The organism is Cytophaga hutchinsonii ATCC 33406, from assembly GCF_000014145.1.
Classification (GTDB): Bacteria; Bacteroidota; Bacteroidia; order Cytophagales; family Cytophagaceae; genus Cytophaga; species Cytophaga hutchinsonii.
On record NC_008255.1, the window covers coordinates 1,148,048 to 1,161,981 of the forward strand.

Below are 13,934 nucleotides of genomic sequence, written 5' to 3' on the forward strand. Positions count from 1 at the left end.
TTGGGACAAATTCTACACGCGATACCAATGGATTTAAAACAATTAAATAAAGATTTAGAAGCTATTGTTCTTAAAAAGAACGAATTGAATGCACTTACTTACGATCATAAAGATTATGATGATGTGGAGGAAGAATTGCACGATATGGAAGACGATTTTCTGGATGCATATGGCGATGAACTGGAAGAAGTTCTTGATCAGGTGCATGTAAAAATTGATGCTGATAATGATGTATTGCTTCCGATCGCTTATGTAGGGGCATATTACAAACCGGTATCAAAAAATGCCGATGGAAGTCAGCTGTTTGAAATTGCAGCCGACCAGGGCGTATTGGTTGAAAGCGGAAAATTTAAAAATACAGATACCCGATTGATCTTTTTGCCGAATCCGGTACGGTTGATTTTAACAACAGGTAAAGATAAAAAAGTTGTAGTATGGGGAGAAGGTCAGTAACCCACCTGCTGTAACATGTTTAAAAGCCCTGCGAAAAAATTCCGCAGGGCTTACTTTTTGCCGGGTCATGAGATTGGTTCTTCGTTTGACATACCCCATTGAAATCTTTCGGCGTGCTTTTTTCTGAATTCCGTAGACAGTTGTAGTTGTTGTCCCTGTCGTTCTGAGAATAATTTTTCCCAACATATCTCCCCTTCAAATTTCTCTATAAATGCTTCTGAAAGTATTTGGCACGAACTTATTAGCTGCCAGATTACTTTATCTGCGTGTTTTTCTATAAATGTTTCTGAAAGTATTTGATAAGAACTTATTGAAGGCCAGTATACTTTATTTTCGTGCTCTTCTATAAAAGCTTCCGTTAAGCCAGTTGAACGACTTTTTGCAATCCAATCAATTTCTATTTTTTTCATATTTAACTTTTTTGTTTTGCTGCTTCAGAATACTTTTCTGATCAGGTATAAAAAAATATAATTTTTCAGGCTGACATTATCAAACCATATCTTCAAAAAAATATCTTAAATAATCGTTTTAAGGGTTGCCCTGGTAATAAAACGCTTTTAATCGGAAAAAAAGTTATTTTTTTTAATTCCGGATACAACAAAATTCATTTACGGTGTATAATATATGTGTTTGGTCAGGTGGCGGTGCACAGTCAACAGGTCGGACACAAATAGTAAAAAATAACAGATTATAAATGATGAAAAAAAACAAACGAATGTGATTACATGCTTTGAAGCCTGGACATCAATGATTGACCCAACAAATGGTATTGAGGATATTTATTTTCTATACCGTTCCGTTAATGAAATAACTGAATACGGAGGCATTCAAACAAAAACAAATGGAACAAAGTGGTTTGTCAGGTGCGATTATATTCATGATGATGTATTGATGCTTGCATCAAAAAAGGCGTATAATGCTTTCCTTAAACTTTTAAACAGAAATTTTGGCAGGGAAGGTATGGGGGTAATAGCGACGTACGAGAGTGAATAATAAAAAGAGGTACATCATGTACCTCTTTTTATTATTATTGATTTTTTAAAATTAGATAGGTGTCCTTTTAAAGCTCTGAATTCAATGTCAGTAACCGACCTTCTCTTTTACGTCTGCATATACCTTACTTCCTATAGCCCAGGCTTTTTCGGCACCTGCTTTTAATTTCGCATCTATTTCGTGGGTGTTGTTCATATAGTAGTTAAACAACTCACGCTGCCTGGCATATTTATTCCACAATACATCAAACAGCGCCTGTTTGGCGTGGCCGTAGCCAAAACCACCTGCCTCATATTTAGCACGTATGTCTGCGATCTGATCTTCATTGGCTACCAGCGCATAGATTTTATATACGTTACAGGTATCCGGATCTTTTGGTTCATCCAGGCCCTTGCTGTCTGTTACAATTGTTTTTACAACTTTCAGCAATTCTTTTTCAGGAAGAAAAATATCAATGTAGTTGTTGTATGACTTACTCATTTTCTGTCCGTCGATACCCGGTATGGTCATGATGTTTTCATCCACTTTCACTTTTGGCAGTATAAATGTTTCACCGTACTGGTTATTAAATGCGGTGGCAATATCACGTGTAATTTCAAGGTGTTGGATCTGATCTTTACCAACAGGAACAATATCTGCATTGTACATCAATATGTCAGCGGCCATCAATACCGGATACACAAACAGGCCTGCATTTACATCGGATAATCTGTTTGATTTATCTTTGAAGGAGTGTGCGTTGGCCAGCATCGGATAGGGCGTGAAGCAGTTTAATATCCAGGTAAGCTCACACACCTGCGGAATATCGGATTGTTTGTAGAAGATGTGTTTATCTGTATCAAAACCAAATGCCAGCCAGGCAGCAGCAACCGCGTATGTGTTTTGCTTGCGCAATGCACCATCTTTTAAACTCGTTAATGTGTGCAGGTCAGCAATGAAAAATAATGATTCGTTGCCTGGTGTATTGGAAAGTTCAATAGCAGGTAAGATTGCACCTAATACATTTCCTAAATGAGGTCTGCCGCTGCTTTGTATGCCTGTTAATATTCTGGCCATGGTATGATTAAATTAGTTAACAAAGGTATGCTTTTTGAGTATGAAGTACAAAGTACAGAGTACTAAGTACTAAAATAATACGAATGCATATACTATTATTTTTAACACGGTAATAATAGACATCGTTTCATGCACACACTTAATACTTTGTACTCTGTACTAAGTACTCAGTACCCAAACACTTCCCTTGGAAAGCCCGGCCTGGAATGTTATATTTGACTATTAACGTTTACTTCATGAAATTTATCAATACCATAACCGTACTTCTTTTCAGTCTGCTGGTTTCAATTTGTACGCATGCACAAAATCACAAAGAAATAGGGCATTTAGAATTTTCGGATACGCTCTATAATTTTGGTCCTGTAAACGAATCACAAGGTGTATTGTCGCATAAGTTTTCATTTGTAAATCTTGGTCCGGAATATTTTGTGATCGAAGATGTTAATCCATCCTGCGGCTGCATTACACCGGATTATCCGACGGATACCATTCATGCAGGAGAAAAAGGTGAAGTTGTCATCTATGTAGATCTGGTGAATCACCCGGGCGTTTTTAAACAAAAAGTTGTCATAAAAGGAAATGCTTCCAAAGAGCCGATTAATTTATATGTAAGTGGTTATGTAACGCCTTCGCCCCAGCCGTTAGCGGATTGGGAACGTACGTCTTCCTTTAAATATAATACCATTTACCTGCAAAAGAACTACGCGAATTTTGGTGTGGTTTCAAATAAAAGCATTGTAAGTATGGAGATACCGGTATATAACTCGGGTACACAATCTGTAAATATACAACTGGATAAACTGAAACTTCCTTCGTATGCAAAAGTGAATTTGCTGCCGGTTAAAATTGAATCGAACCAGCGTGGTGTACTGAAAATATTCTTTAATCCGAAAGAAGCCGGCATGCTGGGCTATTTTGCCGGGCAGGTGGAAGTAGTATTTCTTTCCGGTTCAACAGTTACAAAAGTTCCGGTAGTAGTAACGGCAACAATTAAAGAAGTATTTACTCCTGCAGAACAGGCTTCGGTTGTTGGTCCCAGAATACAACTGGATAAAGGAGAAATTGATTTCGGAACGATAAAAACGGACGATAAACACACACGCGATATCACTGTGGTGAACATTGGTAAAAGTGACCTGCTGTTAAATTCTATACGCACGTCTTGTTCCTGTGTAGAAGCATTTGCAGATAAAACTATATTAAAGCCGGGGGCATCAACAGTAATTAAAGTTGTATTTGATACACAAGACCGTACCGGCGCAGAAAATAAGATTGTAAGTGTGTTTACCAACGATGCAGCCAATTCCATTGTTACCGTTAAGGTAAGGGCTGTTGTTACAGAAGATGTGCCTGCTCCTGCTGGCGGACAATAATACCCATTGCAGGTGCCTGGAATTTACGGTATAATTAAACCCATTTTTTAATTTAACGTAAGAGGAGAGTAGTATAACTAAAAGCAACATAATTACAACAAGAATTATTATGTCTGTTTTATTCGTTCTGTTGATATTTGTTAAAGGAACGTTTTAAACAAAAGTTATTTATTTCAATTAAATCAGCAGAGTTTTGAATTACTACCAACAACGCGCAGCACTTTTAGAGCATGCCACTCAGGTTGAATACGGTCTTATCGTTATCGGAGGCGGGGTAACAGGCTGTGGTATCGCATTGGATGCACAGTCCAGAGGCATTCCAACCTTATTGATTGAGATGCATGATATTGCTTCGGGTACATCTTCACGTTCTACCAAACTGATCCATGGCGGACTTCGCTACCTGAAGCAGCTGGAATTCGGATTGGTAAAAGAGACGGGTAGAGAGCGCGCTGTTGTACATCACCTGGCACCGCATATCACTATTCCTGAACCTATGTTATTGCCAATTATCAAAGGCGGTTCTATGCCTAAATGGATGGCTTCAATGGGTACATTAATCTACGATTTTTTAGCTGGTGTTAAGAAAAGCGAGCGCAGGAAAGTACTCAATAAAGCAGATACACTTGCTGCAGAGCCCTTATTATCGGGTTTAAATGTTACCGGCGGTATACGCTACTATGAATACCGGACCGATGATGCCCGTTTGACTATGGCGCTTGCATGTACCGCAAAAGCGCAGGGTACAACGGTATTGACCTATACAAAAGTAGTGAAACTGATGTACCAGGCAGGAGAGATCATTGGTGTAAAAGTAATTGACCGTTTTACAGATAAAGAATATATTTTAAAATCGGAAGAAGTGATCAATGCTGCCGGCCCCTGGGTCGACAGCATTGATGAGCAGGATGCGGATATCCGTAAAAATAAACTGGTACTTACAAAGGGCGTACACATTGTAGTGGATTTTAAAAAGTTTCCGATTCAGCAGGCCGTTTATTTTGATGTGGGAGACGGGCGTATGGTGTTTGCTATTCCAAGAGAAAAGAAAACGTACATCGGTACAACAGATACTAAATACACCGGAGATTATAAAGAGCCGGGGATTGAAGAGGCAGATAAAACCTATTTGATCGGATGTATCCGGACAGCGTTTCCGGGTGTAACCTTGACGGTTGCTGATATAGAAAGTTATTGGTCGGGCTTACGTCCGCTGATCCGTCAGCGCGACAGTAAATCGCCTTCGGCTATTTCAAGAAAAGATGAAGTCTTTCAAAGCGCAACCGGTCTGTTAAGTATTGCCGGGGGGAAACTTACCGGCTATCGTAAAATGGCGGAACGTATTGTCGATATTGTTGCCGAACGCTTAAAACTTGCTTATGATATTGATACGTGCCAGACAGAGTTTCATTTATTAAGCGGCGGCGATATTGCTAAGCACGGCGGGCTAGACACATTTATTGCTGAGATGCTGCCTGTATTGAAAGCATTTGGTTTGGATACCAATACGGCAGCACGTATGATCCGCTTGTATGGAAGTAATATTCATTTGTATGAAGCCGAATTAAAACACATAGATGAAAGGCTGGCTTCCATCAATCTTCCGGATTGGCAGAAAGCACAATTACAGTACACGATCAAACATGAGTTTGTTTGTAAACCTGCAGATTTTATTGTCCGCCGTACGGCAGACTTTTATTTCAGACGTGCTGAAGCCGAGCAGTATGCCTCGGAACTTATTAAAGCAATGCAGCTGCTGCTTGGCTGGACAGACCAGGAGTATGCGCTGTACAACGAAGAATGGCTGTTATTTCTCAAAAAATAAATCTGGATAATCGGTAATAATTCCGTCAACACCTAAGCTAATAAGGGTTTCAATTTCTTCTTTTGTATTTACCGTCCAGGGAATAACGCGCATACCCAGTTTGTGCGCAGCGTCTATATCTTTTTTGGATACAAGAGTAACGTCCGGGCTATATACAGCAGGAGTGAAGGATAATTTTTCGAGTTGTTTTTTTAATGTTCCTTTCGTTTCTACCAGATAGGATAATTTTATATCCGGATACTGACTGTGCATATACTCTAAGGCACGTACATCAAATGACTGAAGAGTGAAGCGGTCTGTGATATGTGCTTTTTTTATTTCAGCAACAACAAGATCACAGAATAAGGCAATGTTCGGATGGTCAATGTTGTCGCCTTCAACGGTAGATTTTATTTCACCGTTATACTGAATTTTAGCGCTGAGTTTTTCAGCTGTTTCTATTAATTCTCTGAATAGCGGCTTAACCGCCGGTACTTTTTTCTGACTTTTAAAACGCGGATGTGTTTTCATACCGACATCAATTTCTTTTATATCTGCATAATTCATCGCATATAAATTGAAATTTTTCTCATTCGCTTCAGTAACATCTTCGCCGTCTACCATCATGGTTATTTCATGATGAAAAAAAGTATCATGCGATACAACCACTCGGTTATCTTTTGATATAACCAAATCAAACTCCAGCGTTGTTACGCCCAGTAATAAGGCTTTGGTGAAAGCAGCGATCGTATTTTCCGGTAACAAGCCACGGCAGCCCCTGTGGCCCTGTATGTCAAAAGAAGCGGGTACCTGAATCATTTGTACTAGTAATCAGTGGTCAGTAAATAGTAAGCAGTATGTGTTGTATTCGTACGTGTACGGTTTTTAGTTGTTGCTATTTCAAGTATAATAAAAAAAGCGGAAAGCTTAAAGCAGAATGCCTAAAGCAGAAAGCTAATGAATGCCATGAATAATAAAAGATTAAGAAAATTTCTAAAATAGAATATTTTGCGTTAGGCATTAAGCTTTTAGCCTTAGGCCTTATAAAAAATAAACCCGGAGCAAGTGGCGGGGGGCCAACTAAACTCCGGGATCTTTCAACCAGCTATGGAATCTTAAATGTTTTTTATATTTTCAGAGGGATCGTATAAATCTGCTATGTAAATATAAGAACGATTTTATCCTTAAGCATTACAAAGATAATGTATACAATTGTTAATTCCAATGCACGTTTCGAATTATTTTAATAATTTATTTTTTTGGTTTTTTAGGAGCAATCGGTTTGCTTGGTTTAGCCTTTGGTTTATTTTTTCCTAAACGTATTTCTTTGGAAGGCTTGGCTTTAACTGATTTACCCGGCTTGTAGGCAGTTTGTTTCGCATCGCCTTTCAAATCACGTTTCTTTTCATGGAACGCACCTTTGTATGTGGGATCCTCTTTTTTCTTATAAAAGTCCAACTCACGTGCGAACTCCTGGCTTTCCTCGAAACCTGTTTCCGTAATTTCTACCGCGGCAGGTAGCTCTTCTACCGGAATCTGCATACGGATAATCTTTTCGATCTTTTCAATGTGATACATTTCTGCTTCCGTAGCAAATGTGATCGCAACGCCTGTATGATTAGCTCTGCCTGTACGCCCGATGCGGTGTATGTAATCGTCGTAAATGATCGGTACATCAAAATTGATCACATGGCTTACTTCATGCACATCAATACCTCTGGCTGCCACATCGGTAGCAACGAGTATTTTGATGGTGCCGTCTTTAAAATCATCCATTGCATTGATGCGGCTGTTCTGATCTTTGTTTGCATGAATGATGCGGCAGGTATTGGTTGTTTTACGGATAATGAATTTATATATATCGTCTGCTGATTTTTTCGTTCGTACAAAAATAATGGCACGGGTTACGGATTCATCTTTTCGAATTAAATATTCTAATAAATGAATTTTAGTTTTAAAGTTGGGTACTTTGTACAACTTCTGACTGATGAGTGTAGCTGGTGTCGCCTGCGGTGTAACCTCGATCTTCATTGGATATTCCAGAAACTCTTCGGTTAAACGTTCCACACGCTCAGACATGGTTGCCGAGAAAAGCAGGTTCTGTCTTTTCCGCGGAATAACTTCGAGCATCTTGCGCAGCTGCGGCATAAATCCCATGTCCATCATTTTATCGGCTTCATCCAGCACCATTGTTTTTACTTCCTTCAACACAATTTCTTCTTCCAGATACAGATCCAGAAAACGGCCTGGGGTAGCAACAATAATATCAACGCCTTTTTGTAAGTGTTCTTTTTGAAGTTTAGGACCTATGCCGCCATAGAGTGCAACAATGCGTAAGTCTGTATATTTTGCCAGCTGTTTCATGGCAATTTCAATCTGCATCACCAGCTCGCGGGTTGGTCCGAAAATTACCGCTCTTGGATTATGTCCCTGTGCATATTTGATTTTCATCAGAATGGGCAGGGCATAGGCAGCCGTTTTACCGGTACCGGTTTGTGCCACACCGATGATGTCGTGGCCCGCCAGAATCTGCGGTATTGCTTTAGACTGAATTTCAGTAGGTTCAGTATAACCAGCTTCTTCAATAGCATTGAGAAGTTGTCTGTTTAATTTAAGTTCTTCGAAATTCAAGGGGTGTGTCAATTATGAATTATAAATTATGAATTAAGATCCGCCGCGGCGGAATAAATTATTTAGTGTAATGTCGATTTTCCTTAATCAGATCAGCATGCGAGGATTGGGTTAATGGTTTATGTTGAAACCACAATAACATCACCGAAGTGTACAGTAGATTTAGTAAATTGGACCCAAATTTAGATTATAAGATATGGGCAGTATTAAAATAAGTAATGCAAATATAGTAAATGAAGGTCAGATCTTTCAGGCAGATATATGGATTGAGGAGGGATTGATTAAGCAGATCGGCAAAATCACCGCTATTGCAGACCAAACGATAGATGCGTCAGGCAAATATTTATTTCCCGGTGTAATAGATGACCAGGTACATTTCAGAGAACCAGGACTTACACATAAGGCAACGATTTATACAGAAGCCAAAGCAGCGGTTGCCGGAGGTGTTACAAGCTATATGGAAATGCCCAACACAAAACCTGCTGCCGTTACGCAGGAATTACTGGAGCAGAAATATGAAATAGCTGCGAAAACGAGTCTGGCGAATTACTCATTTTTTATGGGTACCACCAACAGCAATATTAATGAGCTGTTGAAAACAAATCCGGCAACTGTATGCGGAATTAAGATTTTTATGGGTTCATCAACGGGTGATATGCTGGTTGATAATTCGGCTATGCTGGATGAAATTTTTTCTCAGGTAAAGATGCTGATTGCGATACACGCAGAAGAAGACCCGATTGTTAAAGCAAATACAGAAAAGTACAAAGCACTGTATGGCGATAAACTGAATGCAACACATCATCACCTGATCCGCAGCGAAGAGGCCTGTTACGCATCCTCTTCCAAGGCTGTGGCGCTGGCGAAAAAACATGGTACACGGTTACATATTCTGCATATATCAACGGCCAAAGAACTGGATCTGTTTACCAATACCATTCCGTTGGAAGAAAAGAAAATTACAGCGGAAGCATGTATTCATCATTTATGGTTTTCAAATGAAGATTATGCAACGAAGGGGAATTATATCAAATGGAACCCGGCGGTGAAAACTGTTGCTGACCGGGAAGCGATCTGGCAGGCGGTGCTGGATAACCGTATTGACGTGATTGCAACGGATCATGCGCCGCATACGATAGAAGAAAAAGAATTGCCGTATATAGACGCTCCATCCGGCGGGCCGCTGGTGCAGCACAGCCTGGTTGCGATGCTGGAAAAATATCATCAGGGAAAAATTTCGCTTGAACGTATCGCTGAAAAGATGTCGCACAACGTTGCGAAACTATTTCAGATTGAAAAAAGAGGCTTTATCCGCGAAGGATATTATGCCGATTTTGCTTTGGTAGATTTAAATAAACCGTGGATGGTTGAAAAAAAGAATATTATTTCGAAATGTGGCTGGTCACCATTTGAGGGCTATATTTTCAAATCCACCGTAACAGACACCTTTGTTTCAGGAAATTGGGTGTTTCATGAAGGTACATTCAACGAAGAGGTGAAAGGTTCCAGGCTGACGTTTCAAAGATAAATTATTCACAAGGCTTGTAATTCTATTTACAAAGTATTAGTTTTGCAGACCTAAAAACAAACACTGTTTCAGGAACACGGTAGATGTAGCTCAGCTGGTTAGAGCATCGGTTTGTGGTACCGAGGGTCGTGGGTTCGAACCCCATCATTTACCCCAAAGGTCTTTTGAGAAATCAGAAGACCTTTTCTTTTTTATAAGCCAATGTTTTTTCTTTATAAAGAAATTCCAAATCACAAAAAACAAATTCCAAAACGGATGTTACATACAGAATTGTACATTTATGTATTTCGTACTATTTCAATAATTATTAATGGCTGTCAAATTAAATTCTCTCTGTCTGGAATTTGTTTTTTTGTGATTTGGAATGTAGCTATTGTAGTTTAGCTGCTTCTTCAATATCCTCTTTAATAAATTCCCAATAGTTCCCTTTTAAACACACAGGGTCAAAATCAAGATCAGCTTTTGTAAAATTTACAATGTTTTGTTGAATCAGTGATTTGTCGTGTGTATATAAATAACGTTGTTCGTGTAAATGGATCATGCCTTTAATCGTATGCTGATTCAGTAGTGCATGCAGATCCCAGAAGTCTTTTTTTCTGCCGCCCCTCTGTATAACATCAATCTTCATGGCAATAATCTCTTCTATACTGGCCATTCGCAGGCCATCTGCTTCAACTGTATTCTGAAAAAAAGGATCCATCGAATAGTATACATCCAGCTTAACAGCATGTTCCAGATCTGTTCCAATCAGATAAGACTTTCCCATTCCTTTTTTATTGCCAAAGTCACCATGTACGAAACGGAATGTATTTATCAGAAATTTTTCAATACGTTCAAAATCTACAGAACTATATTCAGCATCTGTAAAAAGGTCAATATCTATTGACATTCTATGCCCTATGTGCAGGCTTAAAGCTGTTCCACCAACAAGGCGGAAATCTTTAAACTCATCAGCCTGCATGAGTTTAAAGAGGCAATCCTGTAACAGGCTAGTTACTGTATTCCAATAAAGCATTATTTATGATCAGTCATTAATGGTAAACTGTTGCCAGTGATTTCTGTGCTGCCGGTTACTGCTTTTATTTTATTTTTTCCATAAAATTTTAAAAGTTCACCTTTTTCTTCATCATTTCCCCGTTCAAATACTCGTTTAATAACTGCTTGATACTGATTTTGCCAATCAATTTTAGCAATATCGGTATCCCAAAAAAGTATTTTCCGGATAATGTTGAAGTCGGGATGATGTTGCCGGTTATTTTTTTTCTTCTCTGTTTCTATTTCATAATACGCCTGAAGAATGTGCATGGTCCCTTCCTCTAACCCGAATGCCTTGTCAATTTTTAAAGACAATGCAGCCGTCATTCCACGTTTACCTTTTGTGATATCATTAAGCGTTTGGGGATATTCGTTCAGGGAAAGTGCAAACGGACCTTTTTTTAGATTGCGTTTTTTTAACTCACGCTCCAATATTGCTCCCGGATGAATACCTTTATATTTTTCAAATGAAATTTTCATAATTAAATATAAACATTTTTGTTTATATATTTAACATATATTTCAGCTAAAATGGTTCATTTTGTTTAAATACATGCGGTTTTAAGGGTTGAAACAAGGTGACGAGGGTTCGAATGCGGTTTTAAGGGTTGAAACAAGGTGACGAGGGTTCGAACCCCCATCATTTACCCTAAAGGTCTTTTGAGAAATCAGAAGACCTTTTCTATTTTATAAGCTAAAAACAAAACGCTATAGCTTGATGAATTTTTACTTATATAAACATTTCAACACAAAGCTAAATAGATTATAAATACTTCCGTTTTTAGGGTTGAGCTTTAAAAAGTAAAAAGTACCATTGAATCCATGTTGCCCACCATTAGAATCATCTGAGGTTCTGTATTATTGTATTGTCATGAGGAAGCAATTGAACGTTTCTAAAAAGACAGAATTTGTTTCAAACGTAAACCCGTATCACTTATGAATGCTATGATACAACGCCTTTGGGCACTTGTCCGGTTAAGATGCCCGAAATGTTACCAGGAAAAGATGTTTACCTATAACAATATGTATAGCTGGAGAAAATCGGATGTGATGCCCGTTACCTGTAAATGCTGCGGACAGCCTTTTACACCTGAACCCGGATTTTATTATGGAGCGATGTATATGAGTTATGCCTTGTATGCAGCACTGTTTATTCCTGCATTTATTGCTACCATATTGATGGATCTGTCTTATGAAGTGTTTTACATTTCATTTGTGTGCATTGCATTGCTGGTTTCTCCCTATATTTTCCGGTTGTCAAGAGCGGTATATCTGTACTTTTTTGTAGACCATGAAGAAATACATACTAAAATTGTACTCACAAAACAGCCGTTTGCCGGCCAGAAATAAAAAGCAGCAAGAGCTTCTGTAAGCATGCCCGCATGCTTACAGAAGCTGTAATTTAAATGTTGTAATCAATATTCAGAAGGCTGAAAAACGTTTCTTCTTCAAATTCCTTTACTGCGCCGGGCTGCAGGTCGTGCAGTAACATATTTTCAATGGAAACCCGTATCAGACGCAGGCAACGGTGGTTCACAGCCAGTACCATTTTACGTACCTGGTGAAATTTTCCTTCTGTCAGCGTTAAAAGGAGCCAGGTATGCGGATAGTTTTCCCGTGTGTCGGCCGCATAGGAGTAAATAGCTTTTGCATCTGTTACAATGGATGCTTCACATGGAGAGGATATGTAATTTCCGCCTCCTTTAACACGTATTGAAATACCTGTTTGCAACTGCTTAAGAGTTTCTTCTGAAACCTTATTTTTAACAAGAACCAGATACGTTCGGGTATGTTTTTTTGTTCCCTGAAAAAGCAGCCGTGTAACTTTTTTATTGGTGGTTAAAATTAATAAACCTTCCGATTCATTATCCAGCCTGCCAACGGCGTGTGTGCCTTCCGGAAACGTAAAATCCAGATTCCCGAGTAGATTAACAGCGTCCGAGCTGATAAATTGCGAAACCATATTGAATGGTTTATTAATGATAAAATAGCGGTTTTTAACACACATTACAGGACTTTTTATGCGATTAAATATACATATAAAGCGCCTTTTTAAACAAATATCGAAGAAAAGCATCTTTCAGCACAATGTGTAAAAGCATCCTGCGGAATACGCTTGTTCTGTTTTAAACTTATTGTATATTTAGATTTGAAATGGCTCTGTATCTGCAGCTTTTAATTCCGGCATTGCAGGGTAATTATTTTAGTATAGACTTTTACTATATGAATTGGTATTTAGAAGCATTGAAAAAATATGCTGAATTTTCAGGAAGAGCAACCAGGCAGGAATACTGGATGTTTGTATTGTTTAATTTTGTTTTTTCTTCAGCCGCTTCTTTACTGGATGGATTTATCGGCTTAACGTATGGAGAAAATTACGGCACGTACGGATTGATTAATAGTATATACTCATTGGTTTTATTTATTCCCGGATTATCTGTAACCGTACGCAGGTTGCACGACACAACACGCTCCGGGTGGTTTATGTTGATTGCCCTCATTCCAATAATCGGCTGGATAAAGATTATTGTTGTATTGGCCAGCAGGGGAGTTGCAGGGCCTAATAAGTATGGTGCTGATCCTCAGGGAAGCAACTCAGATGCTTTTTCTTCCGTATTAGACGGAAATATATAAAATGTTTTTACACTAAATTTTTCTTAAACTTAAACAACAAAAATTATGAATTGGTATTTAGCAGTATTAAAAAAGTATGCAGCATTTAACGGCAGAGCAAGAAGAAGTGAATATTGGTATTTCTTTTTATTCAGCATGATCATTTCAGTTGTACTGACAATTCTGGATAGCGTTCTAGGATTAAGCAGTTCAGGCAATGGTGTGTTAAGCAGCATCTATTCACTGGCAGTATTAGTGCCAAGTATTGCTGTAGGTGTACGTCGTATGCATGATGTAGGTAAAAGCGGTTGGTTTATACTGATACCTATCTACAATTTAATTTTAGCTTGCACAAACGGACAGGCTGGTCCGAATGAATATGGTCCGGATCCTAAAAATGCGGAAGCACCATCGTCTTCAAGTGTTTTAGATAGCAATATTTAAAAAA

Annotated in this window: 15 protein-coding genes and 1 tRNA gene; 9 read left to right on the forward strand and 7 right to left on the reverse strand. The window is 38.7% G+C overall.

Annotation, left to right across the window (positions count from 1 at the left end; translation table 11 throughout):
* Nucleotides 1-27: 27 nt before the first annotated feature.
* A complete protein-coding gene (locus tag CHU_RS04865; RefSeq protein WP_011584391.1) occupies nucleotides 28-453 on the forward strand; it encodes a hypothetical protein in 426 nt (141 codons plus the stop codon).
* Between the two features lie 65 nt (nucleotides 454-518).
* On the opposite strand, the gene CHU_RS04870 is transcribed toward CHU_RS04865, so the two are convergent.
* A complete protein-coding gene (locus tag CHU_RS04870; RefSeq protein ID WP_011584392.1) occupies nucleotides 519-863 on the reverse strand; it encodes a hypothetical protein in 345 nt (114 codons plus the stop codon).
* Nucleotides 864-1,170: 307 nt separating this feature from the next.
* Here CHU_RS04870 and CHU_RS04875 point away from each other — a divergent pair, with 307 nt between their 5' ends.
* Nucleotides 1,171-1,446 (forward strand): hypothetical protein, encoded by a 276-nt coding sequence (locus CHU_RS04875; protein ID WP_011584393.1) that lies wholly within the window; start codon nucleotides 1,171-1,173, stop codon nucleotides 1,444-1,446.
* An 87-nt stretch (nucleotides 1,447-1,533) separates the two neighbouring features.
* Here the strand turns inward: CHU_RS04875 and trpS are convergent, their stop codons facing one another.
* Complete coding sequence (gene trpS, locus CHU_RS04880; RefSeq protein WP_011584394.1) at nucleotides 1,534-2,502, reverse strand: tryptophan--tRNA ligase; 969 nt, start codon at nucleotides 2,500-2,502, stop codon at nucleotides 1,534-1,536.
* A 236-nt stretch (nucleotides 2,503-2,738) separates the two neighbouring features.
* Here trpS and CHU_RS04885 point away from each other — a divergent pair, with 236 nt between their 5' ends.
* Entirely contained in the window at nucleotides 2,739-3,875 is a 1,137-nt protein-coding gene (locus CHU_RS04885; RefSeq protein WP_143144087.1) for a DUF1573 domain-containing protein, read from the forward strand.
* Between the two features lie 193 nt (nucleotides 3,876-4,068).
* A complete protein-coding gene (locus CHU_RS04890) occupies nucleotides 4,069-5,700 on the forward strand; it encodes a glycerol-3-phosphate dehydrogenase/oxidase (protein WP_011584396.1) in 1,632 nt (543 codons plus the stop codon).
* On the opposite strand, the gene CHU_RS04895 is transcribed toward CHU_RS04890, so the two are convergent.
* Both CHU_RS04895 and CHU_RS04900 read right to left on the reverse strand, forming a co-directional pair.
* Complete coding sequence (locus CHU_RS04895) at nucleotides 5,683-6,498, reverse strand: glycerophosphodiester phosphodiesterase (RefSeq protein WP_011584397.1); 816 nt, start codon at nucleotides 6,496-6,498, stop codon at nucleotides 5,683-5,685. The two genes, CHU_RS04890 and CHU_RS04895, sit on opposite strands and share 18 nt — an antisense overlap.
* Nucleotides 6,499-6,930: 432 nt before the next feature.
* Nucleotides 6,931-8,310: a DEAD/DEAH box helicase gene (locus CHU_RS04900; RefSeq protein WP_143144086.1), complete on the reverse strand. Its 1,380-nt coding sequence runs from the start codon at nucleotides 8,308-8,310 to the stop codon at nucleotides 6,931-6,933.
* A 196-nt stretch (nucleotides 8,311-8,506) separates the two neighbouring features.
* Between CHU_RS04900 and CHU_RS04905 the strand changes: the two genes are divergently transcribed.
* Together CHU_RS04905 and CHU_RS04910 are read left to right on the forward strand one after the other, a co-directional pair.
* Complete coding sequence (locus tag CHU_RS04905) at nucleotides 8,507-9,838, forward strand: dihydroorotase (RefSeq protein ID WP_011584399.1); 1,332 nt, start codon at nucleotides 8,507-8,509, stop codon at nucleotides 9,836-9,838.
* Between the two features lie 79 nt (nucleotides 9,839-9,917).
* Nucleotides 9,918-9,994, forward strand: a tRNA-His gene (locus CHU_RS04910).
* 214 nt (nucleotides 9,995-10,208) lie between these two features.
* On the opposite strand, the gene CHU_RS04920 is transcribed toward CHU_RS04910, so the two are convergent.
* Nucleotides 10,209-10,853 (reverse strand): nucleotidyl transferase AbiEii/AbiGii toxin family protein, encoded by a 645-nt coding sequence (locus tag CHU_RS04920; RefSeq protein WP_011584401.1) that lies wholly within the window; start codon nucleotides 10,851-10,853, stop codon nucleotides 10,209-10,211.
* Complete coding sequence (locus CHU_RS04925; RefSeq protein WP_011584402.1) at nucleotides 10,853-11,353, reverse strand: helix-turn-helix transcriptional regulator; 501 nt, start codon at nucleotides 11,351-11,353, stop codon at nucleotides 10,853-10,855. The genes CHU_RS04920 and CHU_RS04925 overlap by 1 nt, the downstream gene beginning before the upstream one ends.
* 465 nt (nucleotides 11,354-11,818) lie before the next feature.
* Between CHU_RS04925 and CHU_RS04930 the strand changes: the two genes are divergently transcribed.
* Nucleotides 11,819-12,223 carry a DUF983 domain-containing protein gene (locus CHU_RS04930; protein ID WP_238379347.1) on the forward strand — a complete coding sequence of 135 codons (405 nt, stop codon included), beginning with the start codon at nucleotides 11,819-11,821 and terminating at the stop codon, nucleotides 12,221-12,223.
* A gap of 52 nt (nucleotides 12,224-12,275) precedes the next feature.
* Here CHU_RS04930 and CHU_RS04935 read toward each other — a convergent pair whose 3' ends face one another.
* On the reverse strand, nucleotides 12,276-12,950 hold the full coding sequence (locus CHU_RS04935) for a pseudouridine synthase (RefSeq protein ID WP_011584404.1): 675 nt from the start codon (nucleotides 12,948-12,950) through the stop codon (nucleotides 12,276-12,278).
* 146 nt (nucleotides 12,951-13,096) lie between these two features.
* Here CHU_RS04935 and CHU_RS04940 point away from each other — a divergent pair, with 146 nt between their 5' ends.
* Nucleotides 13,097-13,507, forward strand: coding sequence for a DUF805 domain-containing protein (locus CHU_RS04940; RefSeq protein WP_011584405.1), 411 nt, complete (start codon nucleotides 13,097-13,099; stop codon nucleotides 13,505-13,507).
* Between the two features lie 45 nt (nucleotides 13,508-13,552).
* Complete coding sequence (locus CHU_RS04945; RefSeq protein ID WP_011584406.1) at nucleotides 13,553-13,930, forward strand: DUF805 domain-containing protein; 378 nt, start codon at nucleotides 13,553-13,555, stop codon at nucleotides 13,928-13,930.
* The last annotated feature ends 4 nt before the right edge of the window (nucleotides 13,931-13,934 follow it).